Raw genomic sequence first — 25,321 nt, forward strand, 5'->3', positions numbered from 1 at the left:
TTGGTTTCATCGCCGAGCGCCTGAAATGAATCCGCCAGTACGCAGGCTTCAGCCTTATTCTTTGAGGTTTCCATGCCACCGAGCCTATGCAGCACCCTCGGACATCCGCGGTCCAAGCGTTTGCTAAATATATAAGCCCGACGCCGTGCTGCCCCCGGCTTCTACTCCAGGATCCGCAGTCGGAAGAACCCGTGCAGGCTTTCGTCAATGCCGTTGGTGAACGAGAGCGGCACTCCCGTGCCAAGAATCGGGGCGCCGATCTCGATCCATTCCTCGTCGCCAAGCGAGTCCTTGTATTCCAACTGATAGGTTTGTCCCGCGAAGGTTTGCCAGCTGAAGCGGTATTCGCCATCGACCGCTGAATGGCCGCCCAAAGGTGGAACCGGCGCCACAACCACCGTGAAGCTTTGCGTGGCCGAAAGGCTGGGAGTTCCGTTGTCGGTGACCACCACCTGAAAAGTGTTCGTCGCTGGCGCTGTGGCGGGGGTCCATGTGAACACGCCGCTCTGTAATCCAATTTCGGCGTCCGCCGTTCCGCCCAGCAGCGCAAAGGAAAGCGCCTGGGCAGGCAGGTCGCTATCACTCGCGTCGACCGCAAAACTCAACGAGTAGCCCAGTGTCACAAGCCGGCTGGGAATGAACTGCAGCACAGGGGTTGAATTCGGAACCACATTCGGCAGCCGCGGCGTCGGCGCCGGCATGAAATATATCGAAGCTGCGCCGTCCGGGAAGCGTCCCTGGCTGACATCGGTTTGCTGGCTGCCGAATACCACCACATCGATTGGCGTGCCATCGGGCGCGAACAGCCCCAGCGCCTCGCCACCCTTGCCGAGCGCGAAGTCGGCATGCAGGTCAACGCGATTGGTGGAATTCTGCGTTGACTCGTTGTCCGCCCAAACCAGCAGTCTCCCTCCTGCGGGAACGATGTAGTGACCGTTATTGGGAATTTGGAATTGCAGCGGATTGTTGAGGTTGTCGGTAAGGTAATAGCCGCCGAGGTTCACCGCAGCTTCACCAGGATTGTAGATTTCGAACCAATCCTCGTACTGGCCGTCTGCCGGATCCGGCAGCGTAATGGAGTTATCGGCGAGCCACTCGTTGATGAACACGGAAAGGGGTGCCGACGCCCCGTTGTTCGTGACGCCTGGTGTTGGATAGAACAGGGCGCGGCGGTAGAACGGCTGCGCGTCCGGGACATCGCCGAAGCTCCAGTTGGCTGTAAGGTTTGTGTAATTCAGGTAATCGACGACCTGCACCTGATTGCTGATGGCCCGGCTGAGAATGACGCGGCCGCTTCGTGCCGGCAACTGGAACGCGGCGTGCCATTGGTTCAGCGCGTTCTGGTTCACCTGGTTGTCGCACCAGACGAGGTTGAACCCGCCGGCGCCGAGCGTTGCGTTTGCCGGAAACACCCAGCGTGTGAGGTTGGTGTGGGAATCGGAAAGATAATAGCCCGCGAGGCTGAAGTTCGTCGGGGCGCTATGATGAATTTCGACCCACGAATCGCGCTGGCTGAAGTTATCCACTGGCCCCGTGAGATTCTCTGGCTGCACTTCATTGAGCCACACGGGAGGAAAGGGAGCGAGAGTCCGCGCGATAACATTCGGCACGCCGGGTGAAGCGGCGGCCTGCGCCAGGCTCACAATATTGGTGTATTCCGCCTCCAGCTTCACACCGAACACCACATCCGTGCTGTCGGGCGCGGCTTGATGAACCTCGGCCGCGATATAGTTCATGCCAGGAACAAGCAACGAAGCTGGCAGCGTGAGAATGGTGGGCGCAGTGGCATCGCCGCTCCCTGGCGTGCCTGAAGCCAGCGTTGAATTGATGACCGTGCCTGGGTTCATCCGGACGCGCGGATTCACTTCGCCGCCATTTATATAAAGCACCATGCCATCATCAACGTAGGCGGAAACGCGAAGGCGATACCCCTGCAGATTATTCGTCAGGTTGAACGCGGTGCGAAAGTAATACGCATGTCCAGATCCCACGTTGTTGATCGGGAGTCGAGGGTCTCTCAACACGGTGCGGGTGAGCGGGCCAATCACCGCGTTGTTCTCGAAGGCCAGCAATCCGCCGCCCGCGGGCCAGTTGGCGTCGTTGTATCCGTTGGCTGTCCAGTTGACGCCATCGAGGTTGGACACCTGCATGAAGCGCCATGCATTGGTGTAATCGAGGAAAACGATTGAAGCGGGTGGTTGCGAAACAAAGTTGGAGTGACCGACGCTCCAGTTTCCAACCCGGCTGTTGTCCTGTGCAGTGTCCAGCAACTGCAATGAGAATCCATTGGTAACAATCGGCCAGGGCGGGACATTCTCGAACCTCACCCGATTCACGACCACCCAGTTCGTGCCGAGGTCCGGACGTTGCAGCGTGAGGGTTTCGCCGTCGTGATCGAGAACACCGCTGTATTGGTCAAACGCAATGGCATTTGGACCGTACGTCTGATTAAACACCGCCAGGTTCTCAGCAAGCACAACAAACCCGCGGGGTGGAATGAAGGACCCAGGGGGAAACGTATAACCGAGACCATTCACGTTCCAACCTGAGACATCGAATGCGAAATTGGAATGTGTGTTGAACAGTTCCACGTAAGCCGCACCCGGCGCTGCCGGGTCATGCATGATCTCGTTGAACACGACCTTGCCAGAGGGATCAACATCGACACCTGTATAATTCACCACCTTCGATCCGACAGCGGTCGGCAGCGGTTCGCCTTTCCGGTTCGAAGCCGAGATGCTGAGCGCATTGGTCCCGCTCAAAAGTGGCATGACGACGCTCCAATTCGATATTGTCGTCCAGCGGATCGGATAGGCGATGCCATTGATATTGATGAACTCAGCGGCGAGCGGCGCCGTACCCATGAGCGTCATCATGTTACTTCCCGCGATCACCTGGTAGGCGGGGCCGGCAACGCTGAACGCCACGTTCGGCAGAATCGATTGAAGGTAACTGCGGCGCTGGTTGATGAAATTCTTGATGAACTGCGGCGACGTCATCGGGATGCCATTCTGTTGGAACGCGGCATAACGCTGATCCAGCGCAACATCAGCGACACCCGGCATCAACGGGCCATCGACGGCTTCCTGAAATCCGCGGAGGTATTCGCGATGGAAGACCGGGTAGTTCAGAATCATCTGCCGCAATGAGGTGTCGAAGATTGTGTAGATGCTGTCGTTCGGCGCGTTGCCGCCGGCGCCGAGCGCAATCTCAATGTCCCACATCATCAGCCGCCAGCCCGCGTTGTCGGGTTTGTAGGCGAACATATTCTTGCCTCGGGCATAGGCGTAGCTGTCCCAGCTGCCGCAGATGTGATGCGTGATGACGGGCCGCAGGAAGTTGGGAACATCCATCCAGGTGCGAACCAGCGCCTCGTAATTTGCCGCACCCGTGTTGTTTACGGCTGCAACGAGGTTCGTGAAGGGCGTCCAGTCGTTCGGATTTGCAGTGGCTCGCGGACGCCAGTTCCAACGATAGAATTTCGTATCGATCTCCCCGTTGCTTTTGTTCACGCGGTTGAGCGTTGCGTAGATGCTGCCCTGGTCCTGGCCGTTGTTCGCAAATTCAAACCAGCTCTCAATCTTCCGCAATTGCCCCGCTTCGTCGTCTGGAAAATATTCCCCGATCAACTCGCTGTTCGGCTGCTGAGTATCGTCGTAAATGGTCCCGCGCCGCTGTCCGTTGACGAACATATGCACGTGGCGGCGATGGTTGTAGGGCTGCCCCAGCTTGCGTGCGATCCAGTTCCCTGTGATGTCCACCTGTCCCGAGTCGTCATTGAAGAAGAAATTGCCCGAGACCACATCGTAGGCCGTGAGCACGAACGGCTCGGATCCAAGGAACCGCTGATCGGGCGGAAAGTTGACTTCGTAATCGCAAGCAAAACCAAGCGGGCTGTCGTACTGGGGCGAATGAAACGGGCTGCCGCTGTACATCGTGTCGACATTGTAAACCGCACGGATGTTGTTGTAGACGAAGGTCGCATCGATCGTGTCGTTTGCGTTTTTCTCGCGGGATGCCCAGAACGCAATGTTGTTCGAGGTCACCCACAAACGATATGCACCGAAACTGCCGGTTTGCACTGCCTCCCCCCAGCGCACGTGACATTCACGTTCCGGGTAACCTGCGGGAAACAGGCTTGATGCGCCGGCGCCGTCAGCAGCCGATATGTGGAACGCGGCCAGCCGGTTCGCTGGCTGCCCTGGGATGGTTGCTGAATAGAGACCATCTCCCGCCACCGCGTCTCCGCCCATTCCGTTGTCACGCATCTGCACGGTTGCAACTGTCGCACTTGGATCGAGACGGTAATTCAGCGAAACGGAACCGATGGTGTCGGGATCAATGACGCGTGCGGAAACCACGACCGCCTGGTTCAGCGCCGGCAGGACTGGGGAATGGCTGACGTCGAAAAGCGCCGGAGCGGCATTGGCAACGCGCCGTGAATTCACAAGGCCGGGCGTGCCGAGATTTGCGGGAATATCGAGGCGGCGCGACACCTCCATCCAATTGCCGCGCACACGCAAAAGGACATATGGCGAACCTTTGAGCCACCGAACCTGCGCCCGAATAGTGCCCGTGTTCGCTCCGCCGACAGACATGGTTTGTGACAGCCCGCGCAGCACCTTGTTCGGGCCAGTGTCCCCACGGGCGGCTGAAATCAAATGCAGTCCGCTGCTCCCGCCGATTCCCGTGCCCGCTTCAATGAACGACTTCCGTGTGACACCGCCGAAGATCCATCCAAGGCCGCTGTTAAAATCGCCATTCGAAATCAGGTTCGCCCCGCCGTTGTTCCGAACTTCAACGTTGTCAACGAGGGCTTCGCCATGGTCCTGCAAAAACATTTCGAAACGATTTGCCACCCCATAATCTGAGGGGCCTTCATGGGAGAACGATTGGCCGTTCTGGAGTACGTCCGTGACATCAATGCTGGTCCAGGTCGATTTTGTGCTTTCCTCGCTGTCCGCCCAATTGTAGGCGAGCCTGTTGTCAGCGCGGGGATCGATGAGTTCCAGAGAACTGCCGCCGCCGTCGCTCCACCTGCCCCACCGTCCGCCGTCCGCATAAGTGACTTCGTCCATCGTGATCTGGATGATGGTTGTGACTCCATCAGCCACCACGTCATCGGGCATGACGAGTGCGATCCGTTCGCCGCTGTTGCGGAGCGATCCGCTGTAATTTCCAAAGGTGTTCGCCGCGTGGAGCTGCGGATATTTTGCCATCAAATGGGCTGCGTTTTTGGCAACAACCACGAACCCGCCAGCAACAATCACGGCGCCCAGGGGAAAGGTGAATTGGATGCCATCCTGGATTTGCCAGCCGGCAAGCGAAACCGGAGCACCGCTGCGATTGTGCAACTCCAGATACTCGTCGTCGTCGAGTTCCGAAATCGGGTGATACATGATTTCATTGATTCGCACCGAACTGATGTTCGGAGCGGCGTTGGGCGTGCCAACGGTCTGACCTGCAAGCCGCTGGAAATAGGGGCTGCCGTCAGGATGCCGGCCGGTCGGCACTCCATTTTCCTGGCCGCCGAACGTCACCGCATCCAGGACCCGCGTGCGATTGGAGTTCACGAGAAGGATCGTTTCGCCCGCCGACGACAAGGAGAAGCCGAGCTGCGCATCCGTGAAAGCAAGAAATCCTCCGGCTGGAATCATGGTGCCGTTTGGGATGCGGAACTTGTTCGTGTCCACATCGTCGCTTAACCACAGCCCGGAAACATTCACGGGCTGGGTGGACGTATTGAAAAGCTCGATGTAATCACGCTGCGGCAGATCCGTGTGCGCGAGGTATTCATTGATGACGATGGCCCCGGCAGGATCAGCAACGGCGACATCCAGGCTGCCTGGCGATCCGCCGATCACGGCGCTTGCAGACCACGCGCGCGGATCGTTCTCGCCATAACTCGGGTGACTCAGGACGAGCGAATGTCCCGCGCCGTCGGCTGCGGCCGGCCAGGGAGAGGTGCTGCTGTAGTTGATTTCGAGGAGCCGCCCGCCGAGTTCGTTCAGCAGGATAATCTCACCCCCGGCGTTGTTCAATCGTTGCGAAAAGGGCCCCAGGCAACTCACGCCATAAAAACTCTGGGCCGCTGCCGGATTGCGGGCGATTACGAGGATCTGGCCCGGCGTGATCTGCGTGCCAGCGGGAAATGAATACGAAATTTCACCCTCGATTTTGTGTCCTGTCAGGTCTTCCGTGATGACCCCTGTGTTCCGCAATTCGATAAACTCGAGATCGTCGCCCCCTGTCCAGGACACGTGCGGATGATACATGATTTCGGTGATCACGAGTGCGGTCCTGCGGCTGGAGGGGCCAGGCGGCTCCGCGGCGCGCACGGCCTCGCGCGGCAACATGAATGCGGCAACGAGCGCGATGAGATGAAGGAAGGACCATGGCCTGGAACCGCTGAATCGGAACATCGAGACCCCGGATTGAGGAACGCTTGGCAGATACATCTTGAAACGCTGTGACTGTATCTGGCGCGAGGGTCACTGAAAACCTCTAATCCTTGGCTCGAACCAAAAAACTTTTCTTTCTGATTGACCCAAGCGGGGCAACTATGACGAGATGTTAGGCCGCTAGTTGTTGAGGCCGGTTAGCTTTACTCAGAATGGCTAAAACCTTGATCAGAAATAGAAACGGCTCGCGCGCGGGAAGCACCAAATACGATGCGAACCAGAAGGTTTTATCACAAACCTATGGCGCGCTGGCTGATCTCCGCCGCGAGCTTTCAGACTCGAAATCCGCCGTTGCCGAGCGGGAGGAGCTGCTTCGCAGTTTTTCCGTATGCCCGGATTCCCAGCGCGCCTGGCTGCTGCTCGAAGATTACTTCGAGAAGCTTTCGCTTTCGCGCAAGGACTTCCCTGCGAATGACTGGTGGCCGAGATTGCTGGCAGCCCAGGGCAGCAGCCGCCTTGAGGAACTCGCATTCCTGTTCCTGCGCGCCCACCGCTCGCCGCCTTCTGAACTTGCGCCCCATGCGAATCTCAGCCGGTTCGCGGAGGTCGAAGAGGCCGAGCAGGAGCAACGCCTGGTGCGCGAACTCGAGGGGTGGCTCTTCCCGCAACGGCCGGTGCATCTCGACACGCCCCGCGCCTCGTTGCGCGTGCTGTGCCAGCCTCAAGCCGATACCGAACTTCTCTCGCGCAACCGCCTGGCAGTCCAGTTTCATCTGACCCGCCCGCGCACGGGCGAAAAGGTGCGCTCACTGCACGACATCCTGGAACTGACCACACGCGCCGCGCACGAACAGGAATTGTTTCCGCCGCAGGATTGGGAATTCATCCAATGGCTTGCCGAAACGCATCATCACCGCAAGGACGGCGATGCCACCCTGCTTCTCTCAAACAGCGAACTGATGCATTGGCTGGCGCGCTGGGGACACACGGGACGGCTCGTTCAGGCGACGGATCACAAGCCGCTGGTATTCCATGGCCAGCTCGCGGAACTCGTGCCGCACCTGCAAAACGGCGGACCGGATCTTTCCTTCACGCACCAGCTTGTGTTGCCCGACCGGCAGGTCTGCTCGCTCGAACAGGTGCATTTCTTTTCGTCGCAGCCGCCGCTCGTGCTGGCGGGGAGCACATTTTACCTGTTGCGCAACGCGCCGCCGCATTCCGTCATTGATCTCTGGAAAAACCGGCCGGCGGTACCTGTTCGCAAGCTCAGCCATCGCCTGCTCACGCACCTGCGCCGCACGCAGGCGAACAATGGCCTGGACTGGGAGGAACTCTGCATCGCGCATCCGGCCACGCCGCAATTTGTTTTCGAACTGCTCGATGACACGGTGCGCCTTCGCCTGCTCGCCACGAGCAAGCGGGACGAGAGCCACTGGATTTGGAATGGCCACGAATGGCAGTTGAATGAGCCTCGTCGGAGGCCGCTGGACAAACCGGAGATTCTGGATGATCCACGCCTGGAGCCCGCCACCCAGTGGCTGCGAAAGCTCGACTGGTTTACGCCCGAGCCAGGCCTCTGGGTCGGCGACGCGAATGAAAATTTCCTTGGGACGCTTGCCTATGCGTGGACGGATCGCCCGCCCGATGCCGAGTTCCTTGGCAATCCTTCGTTCCAGCGCCTGTTCCTTGCGCCGCGCCAGCTCAAGCCGCGGCTGATCGTGAAGGGCAGCGGCATTGATTGGCTGTCCGTCTCAGCTGAATGGGAACAGGAAGGCCTGAAGCTGACATCCGCCGACCTGCAGCGCCTGGCGGTCGCCACAAGCCGTTTCGTGAAGCTGCCTGATTCAGGGTGGGTGGAACTCGACACTGCCGCTGTTCAATCGGCTCATGAAGCCATGGCGGATCTGGGTGTGGACGGCCTGGTGCCGATTGCGCAAAAGATTGGCCTTGAGCAGGCTGCGCATCTCGATGACGAGGGGCTTAAGCGATTTGCGGATTCGCCCGCGGCGAAGACCCTGCGCGAAAATCTCAAGAACTTCAAAGGCGTGCCATCGGCCGAAGTGCCTTCGACCGTGCAGGCCGAGCTGCGTCCGTACCAAAAGGATGGATTCGATTTCCTTTGCCATCTAACCCAAATCCGGCTGGGTGGCGTGCTTGCCGACGACATGGGACTTGGGAAAACGCTGCAGACATTGTCCTGGATGTCATGGCTTCACGCCCGTCACAAAAAGAATTCCAAACCATGCCTGGTGATTTGCCCCGCTTCAGTTCTCTACAACTGGCGTCGGGAAGCGGAACGTTTCACCCCGCATCTCAAGGTGCTCGTGCTCGAGAGCGGTTCCGCCCGCCACGTGTTGCGCAAACAAATTCCACAGCATGACATCATCGTCACCAATTACGCGCTGTTGCGCCGCGACCTGGAGGAGCTGCAGAAGTTCCAGTTCCGCGCGATCATTCTCGATGAGGCGCAGTTCATCAAGAATCCCGGCGCGCAGGTCACCCAATCCGTCAAGCAACTGAAGTCAGAGCACCGCCTCGCCTTGACGGGAACACCGCTGGAAAATCGCCTGCTCGATTTGTGGAGCATCGTGGATTTCGTCCAGCCAGGGTATCTCAACACGCAGGAACACTTTCTTGAAACGTACGAACCGCGCGGCGGTGACAACGCCGATTCTGCGCAACGCATCGCGCGCCGGCGTCTCTCTGCCAAGCTGCGCCCGCTGTTGCTGCGCCGCTTGAAGAAGCATGTCGCGAAGGATCTGCCCGATCGCATCGAACAGCGGCGCGATTGCGAGCTGGGAGAGGAACAGCGGAAACTGTACCTTGCGGAACTGCGTCGCAGCCGCGACCAGGTGATGCAGGCGGTCGCGGAGAAGGGCATCAACAAAAGCAAGATGCACGTCCTGGCGGCTCTCACGCGCCTTCGCCAGATTTGCTGCCATCCGCGCCTCGTCGGCAACGATTCGCTTTCAGGCAAAACGGAAACGCTGTTCGAATTGCTGGATGCGCTGCTGATGGAAGGCCAGAAGGTTCTCGTGTTCAGCCAGTTTGTGCAGATGCTTGAACTGCTCGAGAGTGAATGCCGCGTTCGCAATATCAGCACGCACATCTTGACCGGCCAGACGAAGGATCGCCAGCAGGTGGTGTCCTCATTCCAGGAAGACCCGAATCCCGCCGTATTCCTGTTGAGCCTGCGGGCAGCGGGAACGGGCTTGAATCTCACGACCGCGAGCTACGTGGTGCTCTACGATCCGTGGTGGAATCCCGCCGTTGAAGCGCAGGCGATCGATCGCTCGCATCGCATCGGGCAAACGCAGACGGTAAACGCCTATCGCCTCATCTCGCCGGGAACGGTGGAAGAAAAGATCTGGGAACTGCAACAGAGCAAGGCCCAGACCATTGCCGACGTGCTTGGGGAGGAAGGTTTCGCCCGCAGCCTTTCGCAGGCGGATCTGGAATACCTGTTCTCGGAGGACTGATCCTAAAGAGTCACAGCGCGCGGCGGCGTCCCCGCGCTTCGATGCGTCGCCGCAGTTGCACAACTCCGCCGCCACCCAGGGCGCCGAGAACAATGCCAGCCAGCGCTCCAATGCCTGTGTTGCGCGGCTTGTTCGGGCGTACCCGCACAGGCTCTCTTCGATCCACAATGCGGAACGAAACTTTGCGACCGGCTTGCGCCGTTCGGTCTGACGCATCCATGCAGGCTTGCGCCCACATCTCACAAAGTTCCGCAGCTTCCGAGGCACGGTGTCCATAAGCTTGCAGTTCGATCAAAGACTCGTCGCGTGTTGCAGATGAAACCCTCAGCCGCAAATCGTGCGCGCTCATTCGTTCGCGGCTTGTGCCATTGGCGAGTTCCGCAAGGCGTGTCATGACTGAATCCGACGTTGTGAACTCCAAAGCGAGTGCGGCATTGGTGGACGGATCTCCCCCGCCGCCCAGCCAGCTCAATAGAATGCGGGTGCTGTAGGTGACAGGCATCGCGTAGCTGATCAACACGCTCACCGCGATCGAGAGGAAGAAGATCGCAAAAAAGACCCGCAGGAATACGGGCAGCTTGGGTGAGATTTCAATCAGTTGCGTTTCGTTCTTCATGCGGATCCCCGCGGCCGCGCCGCAGTATTTTCCCGCATGCGGGATCGGCGAATCAATATTCCAGCAATTCCGCCGATGGAGCCGAGAACGGTGCCCACGACAATTCCCAAGGCGAGGCTCTGTCGTTTTGCTGAAGGCAGCCGGCGGGTGCCCGCGGCTGCTCGATCGAGGATCACCGCCTGCATCGTATTATCGACGCGAGAGTTCTCCGTCGCATTCGCCAGCTTGCGATCCAGGTCCGCCAATTCCTCCCGCATTTCCCCGAGTGTTTGCGTCTGCGCCTGTAACTGCTCTTCTGAACCTTCCTGAAGCCTGAGGCGTTGGAGTTCCACTTCCGCATTGTGAATATTCAGCGCGACCTCCGTCCGTTGCGCCTCCAATTGCACGATGGGTTCGGACAACTGCTGCATCACGCGTTTGAGCAGGTTCCGCCTGTAAGACTCAGCAATGGCGTTTGCCACATCAGCCGCCTGCGCTGAATTCTCTTCGCTCACTTCAATCTCAACAATCGTTGAATTTCGAACAGGACGCAGGCTCGTCCGTTCACGCAATAATGCCACCGCGTCATTGGTGGACAGCGCAGCAGCACTCCCAGCGGCGCGCCATGCTTGATCCAATGCCAATTGTTCCACGACATCCTGCAGGACGGAATCGGAACGCATGACTTCGATTTCTTTGTGGAACCGTTCCGCGTCGAAACCCTTTTCCATCCACTTGAAATTCAACATCAGCCGGGTCGTGCTGCGAAAAGTGGTGGCATTGTGCGCTGGAAGCAGCGCGGCGATCGCAACTGTGGCGACCAAAACGCAGACAAAGATCACCGCGAACAACGTCCCGTCGCCCAGCGGGCTCTCCATTCCCGCGGCCGGTTTCATGCCAGCCCGATGCGTTTGAGAATCGTGGCGACGCACTCGGAAACCGAACACTGTTCCGTGTTCAACTCCAGTTCAGGATGGAACGGCGCCTCGTACGGAGCGGAGATGCCGGTAAAGTCCTTGATCTTCCCGGTGCGCGCCTTCACATAGAGGCCCTTGGGATCGCGCTTCTCACAAACCGTCAGCGGCGTGTCCAGGTAAACTTCAATAAAGCGGCCCTCGGGAACAATGTTGCGGGCCAGTTCACGATCGGAACGGTAGGGTGAAATAAACGCGGTGATGCAGATCATTCCCGCATCGGCGAACAGCTTCGACACCTCCCCAATCCTGCGGATGTTTTCTTTGCGGTCATCTGGCGAAAAACCGAGATCCGAGCAAAGGCCATGGCGGACGTTGTCGCCGTCAAGGACGTAGGCATTCTTGCCGCGCTTGAACAATTCGCGCTCGAGTTCCGTCGCGAGGGTGGATTTCCCGGAGCCGCTCAGCCCCGTGAACCAGACGACGCAGCCTGAGTGTCCCATTCGCTGTTCCCGTTCCGCGTGCGTAACTTTTCCCGGAGACCATGTGATATTCTCGCTTTTATGAGTCAGATGACCAGCCATGCGAAAGTGAATCGCGCCCGGCCGAGCGTTGTCCAGCACGAACATTGCAAAAGCCGAGTTCATCCTTGGCATTATACACAGCCGCAGGTAATACACTGAACATGAGTCGTTTTCGAAAGCTGCTGGCGGTGAGCTTTCGCGCCAAGGTGCTGGTGCCGGTCATCGCAGTGATGGTTCTGTTACTGGCGACCATGGCTGCCGTGATTAACGATCGCATCACGGATCAATTCGAACGCGATGCGCGCCGAACGCTGGCCGCTGCCGAGGACAGTTTCCAGCAGATTCAACGCAGCCGCACCCGCAGCCTGCTGATCCGTTTTCGGGACCTCAAAAATGAACCCCGCTTTCGCGAGGCCTTCCAAAGTGGCGACCCCTCGCGGGTTCGCAACCAGCTGCCCGCCCTGATGGGTGCCGTTGGTGAAGACGTGGACATCGTCGTGTTTTCCGGACCGGAGGAACTGATCGCCAGCGCGAAGCGGGATCCGTTGATGTCGATCGCAAATTTTGAATCGGCAAGCGAAAGCCTGATCGCACAGGCTTTGCGGGCAGCGAGTCCTTCACGCGGCGAAGCGACCGCGGACACGGTTTTTGTGGACGGGTTGCTTTACGACGTCGTGTCGTTCCCTGTCTTCGGCAGCAACGGAAGACTTGTGGGCGCGCTCACGCTGGGATCGCAAATCAACCGGACCGTGCTTGAGGAGTTCAGCCGCGCCACCCACAGCCGCATCGTTTTGCTTGGGAATGAACGGGTGATCGTTTCGACACTTCCCGGACCTGAATCCAGTCTCGATCTGGTTCGGCTGTTTCGCGACGTGACTGCCGAAGCACAGAAGAAGGGATCTGGATTTCGAATCCGGAAACATGTGTTGAACGGCGAACATCATTTTTGCGCTGCAGGCCGTTTCGAGACTCCCAGGAACGATGGCGACCTCGGCTATCTCCTGCTTTATTCCTACGAGCAGCCGCTGCAGGATCTCGCCGCAACCCAGCGGAATCTGATTGTCATGAGCGGCGTGGCGATAGTCCTCGGGTCGCTGGTGGTCTGCTTCCTGGTGGGCAAGGTTACAAAACCACTGCGCGAACTGCGGGATAGCGCCGAGGCCGTTGGACGAGGCGACTTCTCGCGCCGGGTTCCCGTCCGCTCGCAGGATGAATGCGGCGAACTTGCGCGCGTGTTCAACCAGATGACGGAAAATCTGAAGACGTCGCGCGAGCAGCTGGAAACGACAGTGGCAACCCTGAAAAGCACGCAGGCGCAGCTGATTCAGAGCGAGAAGCTTTCGGGCATCGGCCAGTTTATCGCTGGAGTGGCGCATGAGTTGAACAACCCCCTGACTTCCGTCCTTGGGTTTTCCGAGTTGATGAAGCACGCCGTTGTCGCGCCGAAGGACAAGCATTACCTGGATGTGTTGAACAAGAGCGCGCTGCGGTGCCAGAAAATTGTCCAGGCTCTGCTCAGCTTTGCCCGGCGGCAATCCCCCGAACGAAAACCAACCCTGGTTAACGAGCTCATCGAAGCCTCTGTGGACCTGCTGCAATACCAGCTGCGCAAAGGCAGCGTGAAGGTCATCACGAGGTTTGATGGAGAGCTGCCAGAGATTTTGGTGGATCCACACCAGATGCAGCAGGTCTTCGTCAACCTTCTCAACAACGCACGACAGGCAATCGAAGCCAGCCAGACCGAGGGGTGGATTCGGATCAGGACAGAAACGGATTCGCGACGAGTTCGCATTATTTTTCAGGACAATGGACCCGGCATCTCTCCTGAGAATCTAGCCCGGATCTTCGATCCCTTCTTCACCACGAAGGGAGTCGGGGAAGGCACTGGGCTGGGACTAAGCCTCTGTTACGGGATTGTGAAGGAGCACGGCGGCGTCATCACGGCGAACAGCCGGCCAGGCGAAGGAGCCACATTTTCGATCGAGCTGCCGCTCACAGAACGTCCAGCCCAGGATGGGGCGGCGGCGGCGCGGCGCGCCGAGATGCCGGCGGCGCGACTCGGGCGCGGCAAGCGCATCCTCGTTGTGGACGATGAGGAACCGATCCGCGTTCTATTGCGCGAATCCCTGACGCCCGAGGGATACGAAGTGGATGTTGCGGCGGACGGTGAAAGCGGACTGCGCCAGCTGAGCGGGAAGCATTACGACCTAATGCTGTGCGACTGGAAGATGCCGGGCTTGAACGGCGAGCAGGTTTACGAACGTATCCGCGCCATCGATCCCGATTTCTGCCGGCGAATCATCTTCATTACAGGCGACATCGTGAGCGAGCAAACCCGGCGATTCCTCGATGAGCAGCATCGCATCTGCCTTTCAAAGCCATTCAGCCTCTCCGAGATTCACGCAGCCCTGAGACGGGTGATGTCCAATTGATCCCAGGAAATTTTGGAGGATCCAGGCGTGGTTCAACACATTCGTTTTTCACGCCGCCTTCGATATCTTGAATGCCGGTTCTTCTGCGGGACTCGCCTCGACAAACCGTTTCCTGTCCTTCATGATGCCCCCCGGTCGCACGCGTGGACAACGACTGAAAGCTGCTGGCTGCAATGTTCCGAAGTAACGGCATACAAACTCATCGAAGTTCAGTGACGGATGTCTCTGGGTTGTTCCTTGGCAAACACCCTGTTCTCCCGCAACGCTCAGCCTGATCGGATCTGCCATGCCTCAGGACCATCGACTTCAAGCCCAGCGATTCGAACTGAAATACCTGGTGCCTGAAGAAATGGTTGCGGGCATCCGCGACTTTGTCCGCTGCTACCTCGAGCTGGACGACTTCTCAGCGGGGCGCGCCAACAACTCGTATGATATCCACAGTGTTTACCTGGATTCGGCGGACCTGCATACGTGCCAGGCGACGCGGAATGGCGACAAGAACCGGTTCAAGCTCAGGCTGCGCTACTACAATGACGACCCGCAGACGCCAGTGTTCTTCGAGATCAAGCAGCGCGTTGACAATGCGATTCTGAAGCAGCGCTGTCCGGTGCGCCGTGAAGCGGTTCCGCTTCTGATGTCAGGACAACTGCCGGATCCCGAACATCTTTTTTCCGAGGAACCACGGCACCTGGTTGCGCTGCAGCGTTTCCAATATTTGCAATATCAATTGGGCGCTGTTCCACGGATGCATAACAATTACCTCCGGGAAGCATGGGTTCCGGTTTCAGGAAATGCAGTTCGGGTGACTTTTGACCGGAACATCCGCATAGAACCGTATTTCGCCTACCAGGCCCCAGTCGCGATGGCTCGTCCCCGGCGGATTTACGAGGATGTGGTGGTTCTCGAGTTGAAATTCACAGGCCGGTTTCCAAACTGGTTGCGCGAGCTTGCAGACTCTTTCAATCTCTCACGCGGAACGGCGTCCAAATATTGCGGCGGCGTTGATGTCCTTGGCGATTTCCATTTCCGGCCGCGTGTCGAAGACTTGATCCAAGCCGGAACCGCCAGGCAGGAACATTATGTCGGCGCCTCATCTGGAACAACGATGACCGAACTCGGACAAACCGCCGTTGCGCGGGTGTGAAATGTGGATGACAAACTATGACTGACTGGCTCTTTCGTGGTGATTACGGAATCGCGCCCACCAATTTTGCCGCCCTGTTTCTGTCGCTGTTGCTGGCGTTCGTCTGCGGCCATGCTGTGGCCTGGGCCTATATCTGGACCCACACAGGTCTGTCTTATTCGCGTTCCTATGTCAGCACGTTAATTCTGATCCCGGTGATCGTTGCGCTCGTCATGCTCGTGCTGGCCAACAACATCGTCATTGCATTTGGGTTGATGGCGATTTTCGCGATGGTCCGTTTCCGAAGCGTTTTGCGCGACACCCTCGACACCACCTACGTGCTGGCCGTGATTGTCATTGGGCTCGCCTGCGGAACCTTGAAATACAGTTCGGCCATTATCGGCTGTCTCATGACCGTCGGCCTAATGTTCTATTTCTGGCTCACAGGCTTTGGCACGCGGCAGCGATACGATCTGATCTTGAACGTCCAATGGGCGCGGCCTCCGTCCGAACTTCCCGAACTGCTGCGGCTGCTCCATCGGCACAGCCGGTCCGTTCAATGCGCCAGCCAGCGCACCAGTGAAGCGTTTCCCGGCATGGATGTTTCGTATCGATTGCTGCTCCGCAATCCCGCTGCGACGCATCATTTGATGGAAGAACTGAAGGCTATTCCAGGCGTGACGCGAGCCTCAAGCCTGGGCGCGAGCGATGAATCCGAACTATGAAGCTCGAGCCACTCAAGCCGGTTCCCACACCGCTTCCCCAGCGCCTTCGCGATCTGCGCATGCGGTTCATTCCACCGATTGTCTGCATCGGGGCGATGTTGGTGATTGGCCTGGTTTGGAAAGACACCGTCAGCCCGCCCACCATGGTCGGCCAGGCAGAACCGATCGTTTCCAACATCAGCTCGTATCAACCCGGCATTCTCGCCGAACTGACAGTGCGGCGGTTCGAGCGGGTCCGCGCGGGTCAGGTGATTGGCAAAGTGCTCGTCGCGCACCCCGAACTTCTAAGCGCCTCACTCGACGTCATCCGCTCGGAAATTGAGGAGCTTCAGACCGATCCCCAGAGGCTCTACACCGAGCGACGGTACGCCGTGGACTTCGCGCAACTGCGGCAGAACTGGATGCGCCATCGGGTCGACCTCGCCAGTGCCAAGGCCAACCTGCAGTTTGCCGAGGCCGAATTATTGCGGCACGAAAAATTGCTGGCGGCCAAAATGGTTTCGCAAACCGAATACGATCTGGCGAAATCCAATCGCGACTCCCTTGTGGAAGAGGTGAACGAGCTCACGCAATTGGTGAACGACGGCCAAATTGCATTCGACTCCATGCAGGGCACCAACTGGGCGGGCAATGCGACAGAGTCCGGGGTCGCCGCCTGGCAGGAGGCACGTCTTCGACTCGCCGCGGCCGAGTTGCAACCGATCATCCTCACAGCACCGATCGACGGGATCATCACGGTTGTTTCAAACCACCCTGGCGAATCGGTATCTGCCGGAACCACCATCGTAACGATTGCCAGTCTCAGCCCGGTCCGAATCGTGGGCTATTTGAAAACACCTTTCAGCGCAGACCCACAGCCTGGCGCGCGCGTTGCAGTTCGCACACGCGGGATTCGCCGGCAGGTGGCGGAAACGATCATTACCGAGGTCGGCACGCAGTTGGAACTGCTCCCGATGCACATGCAGAGCGCGCTGCGATTTGCCAATCTTGAGATCGGACTCCCGGTGGAAATCGAGCTGCCTCCCGAGCTGAAACTTCGGGCCGGGGAACTGGTCGACATCAGCATTATCACGAATTAATTCGGTTTCCGGTCCATTCCTCTTTTCAGTTCGCCGGGGTGGATTATCTTCTTCCCCTATGCCTTGTCCGTCTGAACCGACGCCAACGCGCGGCACGTTGCTGAACCCGGTCAACCGATTTGAGCAGATCGCGATGGAGCGGGATGAGAACTGGAATCCGGATGAAGATCCGCTTCCTCAGACGCGGTTCCTTCGGGACAAATCGCAGACGATCATTGCTTACAACGACAGTCCCGACATCGGCTTCGAAGCCAGCATCAATCCTTATCGAGGATGCGAGCATGGCTGCATTTATTGCTACGCGCGGCCGTTCCATGAATACCTGGGTTTCTCGTCGGGCATCGATTTCGAAACGCGCATCATGGTGAAGGAAGACGCGCCGGAACTCCTTCGCAAGGAATTATCCTCCCGCAAATGGAAGCCGCAGGTGATCGCAATGAGTGGCGTCACGGACTGCTACCAACCGGTCGAGCGCAAGTTGAGGCTCACCCGTCGCTGCTTGGAAGTCCTTGCCGAATTTCGCAACCCCGCAGGCCTCATCACAAAAAATGCACTGGTCACCCGCGACATCGATGTTTTGTCCGAACTCGCGCGGCACCACGCGACTGCGGTGTTTATTTCGCTCACGACCTTGCAACCCGGAATTCGAAAGGTGATGGAGCCGCGGACCTCGCCCCCCGCCGCGCGTCTGGATGCAATTCGTCAATTGTCCCAGGCAGGCATTCCGGTCGGTGTGATGCTGGCGCCGATGGTTCCCGGGCTTACTGATTGCGAGATCCCTTCGCTGATTCAGGCGGCGGTTGAGGCTGGAGCCAAATTCGCCGGATATGTTGCCTTGCGCCTGCCCCATGCCGTGGCCCCCATGTTTGAAAACTGGCTGCAGGAGCATTTCCCCGATCGGAAAGAAAAGGTGCTGAATCAGGTTCGATCAATGCGCGGTGGCAAGCTCTATCAATCACACTGGGGCGAGCGGATGCGCGGGGAAGGCATCATTGCGCAACAGATGGAGAAATTGTTCGAGGTCGCCTGTCGCAGATACGGAATCGCAGGTGGGCGTCCGCAGTTGTCCACAGCGGCGTTTCGTCGCATTGAAGGCGGGCAGGCTGAACTCAACCTTTCCCTTTGATGCGGAACCCGGGCGCGTCAGCCTTTGCTTGCTTCGTTCTTGGCTGCCAGCAAGGAAGTGTCGCCCGTCATACGCGTTGTGTCTGACGGGCCCGCCGCGGGAACCTGCGGGTGTTCTGCCGTTCGCCATGGGACTTCAAAGATTCGAACGGCATTTCGGATCCCCTTCACTTTTTCCGACGGCAGAGAAATGCACGTTGCTGCCAGGGCCGGGTCGTCCCGCCGGAGGCGCTCAAATGTGGCGCCACTGATCAAAATGCGTCCGCGTCCCGACAAGCTTTCCAAGCGGCTGGCGAGATTCACCTCCCGCCCAAACACCGTGTAGTTGGAGATATGCGCTTCTGAACCCATCAACCCGACCGTGGCAATTCCAGTATTGATGCCGCTGCCGAGGGTAAGGACTGGCAAGAGAGTGAGGGCCGGCTGTCCTGCGGCCGCTCGAATGGCGTTCTCCGACTCTCGCTGCTGGTTTTCAATCTGCCGCCGCTGGTTCAATTCCGACAGGCATCTCTGCGCTTCAATAGCTGCTTTCACGCATGCGCACGCGTGCGACGGGTTCGGTGTAGGCGCTCCCCAAAAGGCCATGACACAGTCGCCAATATACTTGTCCAGAGTGCCTTCATGCTTCTTGACGATGTCGGCGACGAGCGCCAGATAGGTGTTTACCGTGGCGAGCGTCTCACGCGCTTGTTCATCGTAGTATTTTTCCAGTTCAGTCCCGGCCAGCCCAGCCGCCGCCGCGTAATTCTCAGCGCGCTCCTGGTGGGCATCGGTAAACTCAGTGAATCCACGTATGTCAGCGAACAGCACTGTGACTTCCCTGCGAGCGCCCCCCAACGCCCAGTCCTTTCTGTCCAGCAACTCGTGCACGATGTTCGGCGATACGATCCGTGAAAAGATTGATTTAACGCGTCGCTGTTCAGCCTGTTCAAACATGACTCGAAACGTCACCAACGAGACGTGACTCAGGAGCAACCCCCCTGCAACCGGCATCACGACGGGCAACCAAAGACGCTGGTCAATGAAAAGGATCCAGGAGATCGCCACGTACGCGACGATCATCAACACGATGCACGATGAGGCGATGAGAATGCGGCGCGTCCATGTTACCCAGGCCGAAGCGGCGCCGAGCAGAATAATGATCGCGAGATCGACAGGGGTCGACGTTCGCTGAATGAACCGGCCCGTGAGAACCGAATTCGCAACGTTCCAATGGGCGCTGGGAAGAAACGTGTCCTTTTCGAGAGGCGTGGCGCCTCGATCGCTGAGATCGTTGCCGATGGCTGTGGATCCGACCAGGACAAGTTTGTCCGCCCAGGGACTCGGAAGATTCGTTTCGCCCCTGGCACGAGCGCGTTCCTGGATCAGCAGAGTCTCGATCGGTTGCTTGAAAAGGTATGGATCCTTGAGCCTTACAGCCCAATCAATCGGGAAGCAGCCGTCTTCATCAACAAACAGGACCCGTTTGTCTCCCGCATCGTTTCGAAGGACAATTCTCCCGTGGCGGAGATCGACCTCAGCCTCTGCCAGGTTCAAATTGAGCTGACGTGCTGCGAGGACAATTCCCATGCTCCAGATGCGTTCTACGGTGAAGGGGCGGCTCGTTCGCGAGGTTCCTTCCGGCAGGGATTCCCCTACAAAGTCAGCGAGGTCAAACTCTCCCTTCAGGTTCAAGGGAATGCGGATCGCTTCGTGCGGATCGCGCGGCAGCACAATTTCGTTGGAACGGATTTGAGCGCGCCTAAGGTCCACTCCAAACTCTGGATCCGCTTCCACCTGCCTAAACAGAGAATGCCAATTGGTTCGAACATGAAATGCATTGGCGCGGCGCAGCACTCCGTCTGGATCCTTGGTCATGTCGGTCGAAATGTCGCCAAGGGCCAGAGCGTTCGTCGAAAACAGATCGGGTGGCGTCAGGCCTTTGGCGTCAGCGAGCACGACGTTTCCCGCGTTCCGAAGTTGAAGGGCAAAATATTGATCAGAATCCAGGAGGGTGCCGTCAGGCATTTGCACCTGCGACGAAAAATGGTCCTCCCTCAGCTCTGCAAATATGACGTCGAAGGCGACCGCCTTTGCGTTCTGAGCCGCCAACTCCCGGACCAGCCGCCCATACACCTGCCGCGGCCAATACAGACCATAACGATATCCCAAGGTTCTGTTCGTGCGGACAAAATCGATGCTGCGGTCATCGATGTAGATAAAGCCCAGGTTCGTGGCGACCGGAGGTGAGAATCGGGCGGCATCGCGAACGCGATGATCGAAGGTCATGCGCTCGATGCGCTCGAGAAAGTCCAGTTCGAGCACATATAGGACGCAGACAACCACCACTGCAGAGACTGCAATCAGCAGCGGCGCCGGCTTGGCGGCCTTAAGCTTCACAAGGGCGAACTAAACAAAAAACCCAGAGCAACACAAGGTCGCTCTGGGTTAATGAAAGCGCTAACGCTTAAAAATCATCGGGAAAATCGGGGAATTCGAATCCATCATCGCCCTGGCCGCGGGTCGGCGAGACAACATAGATGGTGCGATCGATCGCGAAGGTCGTTCCTGGGGTTTCAGGTCCCATTCCGATGTCGCGAGCTTCCTTGATGCGCTGGCGCAGTTCGGATTCGGGAATGTTAGTGATCTGGCCAGTCTTAGCGTCATACTGCTGTCCAGCGCGAACTTCCTGGGTCGTGGGCGTGCCATCAGCTCCGACATACGCCATCACAACTGAACCTGTGAGCACGCTCAGGATGCCGTCAGCACTCAGTGTGTAGATCGTGCCGCGAACACCAGCCACACCGTTTGGAATCTTGACTTCGTAGCTGGAACCAGCGGAGAGCTTCTTGACCGTTCCAAGAATCCGGCCGGCTTTCAGGTCGAGCTGAGTTTCGGTGACCTTGTCGATGCCGGTTTGATTGGCGATCAGCTTGTCGAGACCGAGAACCGTGTTCTCATAAATGCGAACGGCGTCCTGGTCGGTCTTGGGTTGAACGTAGGCGACCGTCGAAGCGGAGGCACTTGAATCCATTGCGCCGAGGGCTGCAGTTGTCGCTGCGCTGGCCTTCTGGTTGTTCAAGATGAGATCAACGTGCGAATCAGAAGCCGTCTGGATCACTGCACCCTGCCGAAGCACGGTGCCGCTCTTCAGAGGGCGCCACGTGGAATTGTCAGCCGTAGTGTAACGGGCTGCACCTTTGATGTTTACCACTTTGGCAAGCCCCTGTTCTGCTGCCTGAGCAGAAAAAGCAGCGGCGATTACCAGAGCGACCAACCCACCTGAGAGACGTTTCATCAATTTCATAGACCTTTTTCTTGCAATAGCGCTTTTACAGTCTGCGGCAATCGTATGGATATGCCTTTTGTTGTCAACCGAATATTCCCGACTAAACGGATAATTCGTCCACCCGGGTCGAAGCTTGAACAATTCCTCACTTCGCGACCCCACCGACCGCCCCAGCCTGCTGCAAAAGTCGCTGGTTCACAATGGGTAAATAGGAGTCCGCAATCTGGTTGTCGTTCCATTGCAACCGCTTGCTGCGTTCGAACCATGTCCGCGCGGCAGCAAGATTCCCAGTCTGCACATAATGCCATCCCACATGCGCGGCAGTGTAGTAGCCGTTCGGGTCCAACTCCACCGCCCGATCGTAATAGGGCCACGACTCGTCACTGCGCCCAATCCAATCCAGGCACATCCCGTACCGCAAGAACCCATATCCATTGTAAGGATTCATCTTCATGCTGCGTTCGAACCATTCCATCGCTTTCCGAGCGTCGTCTTCATAGTCGGTATTTCCCTGCCAACTGCGGGCTCGCCATGCTTCCCCGAGCGCGTAGGCCGTCGCAAAATTCTTAGGCTCAACCTCAAATGCGGATTCCAGCGCTGCAATCTTCGCGGCTGATCCGGCAGGCGCTCGCTCGGCTTTCGCCAGCCTTTGGTATTCGCGGGCTGCCTGAACCTCATGCCACCCCAAAACTGTCAGACCCAATAGCAAGACGCACGTTAACGTTATTTTTGAACCCGGGCGGAGCGACAGCCAGTAGTCGCTGGTCGCGAACCGAACCGTGCTGGCCAGAATCGCCATTAGCGTAATGGCGACGGTGGCGTTTGCCGGAATGTGCATATTGAAGTCGAGGAAGGAATGAATCAGGATTGCCACCAGGCCGAGCGACGCCCCAAGGACAACAGCAAACTTGTTACTTTTACCCCCTCCGAGATCCGCGGAGTTGCCCCTGACGCTGGACCAGGTCTTCATCACTCCCCATCCCAGCAAAGCCACCGCCGAAAGCACCAGGGCAAGGCCGGCGACGCCCCAGTCTGTAAGCGTGTTTAGGTAATCGTTATGAACGCGGTCGGGCTGCTGCTGTTCCAGCTGGGGACGATAGACACGAAAGCGATAGTCATAGTGATTGGGACCGATGCCCCACCATGGGCTTTCCTGCCAAAGTCGATATGCGGGCTCCCAAAGATCGAACCGTGCGCTGTCATTCAGCCGATCGTGGGCGGTGATTTCCTGAACCCGCTTTTTAAGGAATCCGGCTTTTGGAATGAGCACCGCTCCACCAATCAGAAACAACACCAGCAACGCAGCTGCCGACAGGCGATAGCTCCGGTGGCGCAACAGGACCGCAAAGAGCGCGAGCATGGCAATCCCGGTGGCGAGCCAGCCGCCCCGCGACAACGACACCGCCAACCCGCCCAAAATCACAAGCGCCGCGTAGCCGACGAATACCTTGAGAACAGGTTTTGCCCGGCTGACCAGGACCGTGGCGAGCGCCAAGGGAAGCACCATTTCGAGAAACCCGGCGAGGTTGTTGGGAGAGATGTAGGTCCCGGTGCCGCGTTTTTTGTATGGCGTTGTGAACATCCACACCTGATCCGAACCCGTCGCAAACTGATAGATTGCGTAACCGGCGATGCCCATCCCAAGGAACACCAGGACGACCATGATCCACTGGATGTGTTCCTGACGATGCAGATTGGACAGGATCGCGAGGAACAGAAACGCGTAGAGAAGCACTTCGCCGCATTCCTTTCGTGCAGGGTATTCCAGCTCCGATGTGAAATACCGCACAACCGCGTAGACGGTGAATGCCAGGACGGCCCAACACACAGGAGGCCAGAGAATCTGTGGTTTCGGCTTCAGCCACACCCGCAAACCCCAGAGCAGCATGATTCCAAGGATCAGTCCCTGAATTACCAGAAAATCGGGCGTTCGAACCGCCCCTGTCGCCAACGGGCCATAAATGAGAACCGCGAGCAGGAGGTAAAGAATTCCCCGCTCGCACCATTGATCCAAGGTTTCACGATTCACAGGCCCAGATCTTCAGCACAACTGCTCGTCGCAGCGCAGTCCTTGCGTTGGGTTTCCGAACGTGCCCGGCGTTATCGCGCCCGGCAGGCGCGACGCCTGTGATACAGAGGTTCGGAGACCTGCGCTGCAACCCTTCAGTTCGACAGATATTCCCGGGGATCGGTGATCCGGCCAGCCAGGGCACTTGCCGCCACCGTTGCCGGGGAAGCAAGGAACACCTGCGATTCCTTGTCGCCCATGCGACCTGGGAAATTGCGGTTGGTGGCGCTGATGCATTTGATGCCGGATTTATTGATGCGTCCAAACGTGTCCACGGGGCCGCCGAGGCAGGCAGCGCAACCGGCGTTTTCGGTCATCTGAACTCCCGCGCTCACGAGCACATCCCAAATGGTCTGGTTGCCCCAATACGTTGTTTGGAGATCGCGAACGATCTCCGGAGTGGCGGGCACGCCGAACGTGTCGATCTTCACGTGCTTCCCTCGCAGCACCCGCGCGAACTCCACGAAGTCGCTTGTTTTCCCCCCAGTGCACGAACCGACGTAAGCGCGATCCAACAAAACCGCACTCATTTCCTTCGCCTTCTTCCGCTGTCCGGGATCGGGGTGGCAGGCAACGGTGGGCTCGAGCTTGTCCAGATTCACGACGAGTTCGTAAACAAACTTCTGGTCCGCGTCCGCTTCAACAGGTTCGTAGGCCTGCTTCGTTCCATTGAGGCGCGTGCGTGCGTCGACAAATTCCGCCGTGCGCGAATCGAACGGGAAAATGCCGTTCTTGCCGCCAGCTTCAATCGCCATGTTCGCGATCGTCATTCGGTCATCCATCGAAAGCGATGCCACGCCTGGCCCGTCAAATTGCATTGCACGATAAGTGGCGCCGTCGAAGCCGATTTCGCCAATGCAATGAAGGATGATGTCTTTGGCCATCACTCCGGGCTGCATCTTTCCTTCGAGGCGGAAATGCATTGTTTCAGGAACCTTGATCAGCAGCTTGCCCGTGCCCATCACGAATCCTGCATCCGTGTTGCCAATGCCCGTGGCAAACTGATTGAACGCGCCTGCCATGCAGGTATGCGAATCCGTTCCGAAAAGAATCTCTCCCGGGCGTGTGTGCCCCTTCTGCGGTAGCGCTGTGTGGCAAACGCCGGCGTAACGGGAGCCATACTGGCGATTCAACGCCCCCTTGGCGGGATCGAAGACCCAATGCCCATTCGGGTCGTCAATGACATCATAAAAATAAGTGATCCCCTGCTCCTTCACGAAGTCACGCAGAATGTCGACGTTGCGGTTCGATTTGGAATCAGCGGTGAAGATGTAATGGTCGGGAATAATAACGACGCGGTTGCGATCCCAGACTTTGGCGTCTTTGCCGAATTCGCGCTTGAACACCCCGATGGTGCCCGGGCCGCACACGTCATGCGTCATGAGCACATCCGCATTCACCCAAACATTGTCTCCCGCCTGCACTCGCTCTTTTCCAGCGGCGCGGGCGAGAATCTTCTCAGTCAAAGTCATAAGAGCACGCAAAGTATCCGACCACCCGCTGCACTTCAACTGGGAAGACTCAATTGGGATGCGACTGAATTCAACGGCCGCATTGCGGTAAGCAAGCGCAGCAACATCGCAGGCGT

General features: G+C 58.1%; 14 protein-coding genes. 6 read left to right on the plus strand and 8 right to left on the minus strand.

Annotated elements, in window-relative coordinates:
• Positions 1 to 161: 161 nt before the first annotated feature.
• Complete coding sequence (locus tag VEH04_05620) at positions 162 to 6,422, minus strand: lamin tail domain-containing protein (protein ID HYG22244.1); 6,261 nt, start codon at positions 6,420 to 6,422, stop codon at positions 162 to 164.
• Between the two features lie 191 nt (positions 6,423 to 6,613).
• Here VEH04_05620 and VEH04_05625 point away from each other — a divergent pair, with 191 nt between their 5' ends.
• Positions 6,614 to 9,880: a DEAD/DEAH box helicase gene (locus VEH04_05625; GenBank protein ID HYG22245.1), complete on the plus strand. Its 3,267-nt coding sequence runs from the start codon at positions 6,614 to 6,616 to the stop codon at positions 9,878 to 9,880.
• Positions 9,881 to 9,890: 10 nt separating this feature from the next.
• Here the strand turns inward: VEH04_05625 and VEH04_05630 are convergent, their stop codons facing one another.
• The 3 genes from VEH04_05630 to cysC are packed head-to-tail and all read right to left on the minus strand — an operon-like array spanning position 9,891 to position 11,973.
• On the minus strand, positions 9,891 to 10,496 hold the full coding sequence (locus tag VEH04_05630) for a hypothetical protein (protein ID HYG22246.1): 606 nt from the start codon (positions 10,494 to 10,496) through the stop codon (positions 9,891 to 9,893).
• The gene (locus VEH04_05635) at positions 10,493 to 11,371 is read right to left on the minus strand and encodes a hypothetical protein (protein ID HYG22247.1); all 879 of its coding nucleotides are present in this window, start codon (positions 11,369 to 11,371) and stop codon (positions 10,493 to 10,495) included. The genes VEH04_05630 and VEH04_05635 overlap by 4 nt, the downstream gene beginning before the upstream one ends.
• Positions 11,368 to 11,973, minus strand: coding sequence for an adenylyl-sulfate kinase (gene cysC / locus VEH04_05640; GenBank protein ID HYG22248.1), 606 nt, complete (start codon positions 11,971 to 11,973; stop codon positions 11,368 to 11,370). Before cysC ends, VEH04_05635 begins: the two co-directional genes overlap by 4 nt.
• 101 nt (positions 11,974 to 12,074) lie before the next feature.
• Here cysC and VEH04_05645 point away from each other — a divergent pair, with 101 nt between their 5' ends.
• From VEH04_05645 to VEH04_05665, 5 genes are all read left to right on the plus strand, one after another.
• Positions 12,075 to 14,345, plus strand: coding sequence for an ATP-binding protein (locus VEH04_05645; GenBank protein ID HYG22249.1), 2,271 nt, complete (start codon positions 12,075 to 12,077; stop codon positions 14,343 to 14,345).
• Between the two features lie 286 nt (positions 14,346 to 14,631).
• On the plus strand, positions 14,632 to 15,489 hold the full coding sequence (locus tag VEH04_05650) for a polyphosphate polymerase domain-containing protein (protein ID HYG22250.1): 858 nt from the start codon (positions 14,632 to 14,634) through the stop codon (positions 15,487 to 15,489).
• A 17-nt stretch (positions 15,490 to 15,506) separates the two neighbouring features.
• Complete coding sequence (locus VEH04_05655) at positions 15,507 to 16,193, plus strand: DUF4956 domain-containing protein (protein HYG22251.1); 687 nt, start codon at positions 15,507 to 15,509, stop codon at positions 16,191 to 16,193.
• On the plus strand, positions 16,190 to 17,272 hold the full coding sequence (locus VEH04_05660; protein ID HYG22252.1) for an HlyD family efflux transporter periplasmic adaptor subunit: 1,083 nt from the start codon (positions 16,190 to 16,192) through the stop codon (positions 17,270 to 17,272). Before VEH04_05655 ends, VEH04_05660 begins: the two co-directional genes overlap by 4 nt.
• A 58-nt stretch (positions 17,273 to 17,330) precedes the next feature.
• Positions 17,331 to 18,398, plus strand: a complete 1,068-nt coding sequence (locus VEH04_05665; GenBank protein ID HYG22253.1) for a PA0069 family radical SAM protein — start codon at positions 17,331 to 17,333, stop codon at positions 18,396 to 18,398.
• Positions 18,399 to 18,415: 17 nt separating this feature from the next.
• Here VEH04_05665 and VEH04_05670 read toward each other — a convergent pair whose 3' ends face one another.
• From VEH04_05670 to VEH04_05685, 4 genes are all read right to left on the minus strand, one after another.
• The gene (locus VEH04_05670) at positions 18,416 to 20,776 is read right to left on the minus strand and encodes an adenylate/guanylate cyclase domain-containing protein (protein ID HYG22254.1); all 2,361 of its coding nucleotides are present in this window, start codon (positions 20,774 to 20,776) and stop codon (positions 18,416 to 18,418) included.
• A gap of 67 nt (positions 20,777 to 20,843) precedes the next feature.
• Positions 20,844 to 21,683, minus strand: coding sequence for a FecR domain-containing protein (locus VEH04_05675; GenBank protein HYG22255.1), 840 nt, complete (start codon positions 21,681 to 21,683; stop codon positions 20,844 to 20,846).
• Positions 21,684 to 21,810: 127 nt separating this feature from the next.
• The gene (locus VEH04_05680) at positions 21,811 to 23,694 is read right to left on the minus strand and encodes an O-antigen ligase family protein (GenBank protein HYG22256.1); all 1,884 of its coding nucleotides are present in this window, start codon (positions 23,692 to 23,694) and stop codon (positions 21,811 to 21,813) included.
• Between the two features lie 134 nt (positions 23,695 to 23,828).
• Positions 23,829 to 25,205, minus strand: a complete 1,377-nt coding sequence (locus tag VEH04_05685) for an aconitase family protein (GenBank protein ID HYG22257.1) — start codon at positions 25,203 to 25,205, stop codon at positions 23,829 to 23,831.
• Positions 25,206 to 25,321: the final 116 nt, after the last annotated feature.

It is taken from the genome of Verrucomicrobiia bacterium (assembly GCA_035629175.1).
Lineage (GTDB): Bacteria > Verrucomicrobiota > Verrucomicrobiia > Limisphaerales > DASXHY01 > DASXHY01.

Bases quoted from the DNA above. Each gene is read 5' to 3' on its own strand.
- VEH04_05620 (HYG22244.1), bottom strand. From the start codon at position 6,422: ATGTTCCGATTCAGCGGTTCCAGGCCATGGTCCTTCCTTCATCTCATC.
- VEH04_05625 (HYG22245.1), top strand. From the start codon at position 6,614: ATGGCTAAAACCTTGATCAGAAATAGAAACGGCTCGCGCGCGGGAAGC.
- VEH04_05630 (HYG22246.1), bottom strand. From the start codon at position 10,496: ATGAAGAACGAAACGCAACTGATTGAAATCTCACCCAAGCTGCCCGTA.
- VEH04_05635 (HYG22247.1), bottom strand. From the start codon at position 11,371: ATGAAACCGGCCGCGGGAATGGAGAGCCCGCTGGGCGACGGGACGTTG.
- cysC (HYG22248.1), bottom strand. From the start codon at position 11,973: ATGGCTGGTCATCTGACTCATAAAAGCGAGAATATCACATGGTCTCCG.
- VEH04_05645 (HYG22249.1), top strand. From the start codon at position 12,075: ATGAGTCGTTTTCGAAAGCTGCTGGCGGTGAGCTTTCGCGCCAAGGTG.
- VEH04_05650 (HYG22250.1), top strand. From the start codon at position 14,632: ATGCCTCAGGACCATCGACTTCAAGCCCAGCGATTCGAACTGAAATAC.
- VEH04_05655 (HYG22251.1), top strand. From the start codon at position 15,507: ATGACTGACTGGCTCTTTCGTGGTGATTACGGAATCGCGCCCACCAAT.
- VEH04_05660 (HYG22252.1), top strand. From the start codon at position 16,190: ATGAAGCTCGAGCCACTCAAGCCGGTTCCCACACCGCTTCCCCAGCGC.
- VEH04_05665 (HYG22253.1), top strand. From the start codon at position 17,331: ATGCCTTGTCCGTCTGAACCGACGCCAACGCGCGGCACGTTGCTGAAC.
- VEH04_05675 (HYG22255.1), bottom strand. From the start codon at position 21,683: ATGAAATTGATGAAACGTCTCTCAGGTGGGTTGGTCGCTCTGGTAATC.
- VEH04_05685 (HYG22257.1), bottom strand. From the start codon at position 25,205: ATGACTTTGACTGAGAAGATTCTCGCCCGCGCCGCTGGAAAAGAGCGA.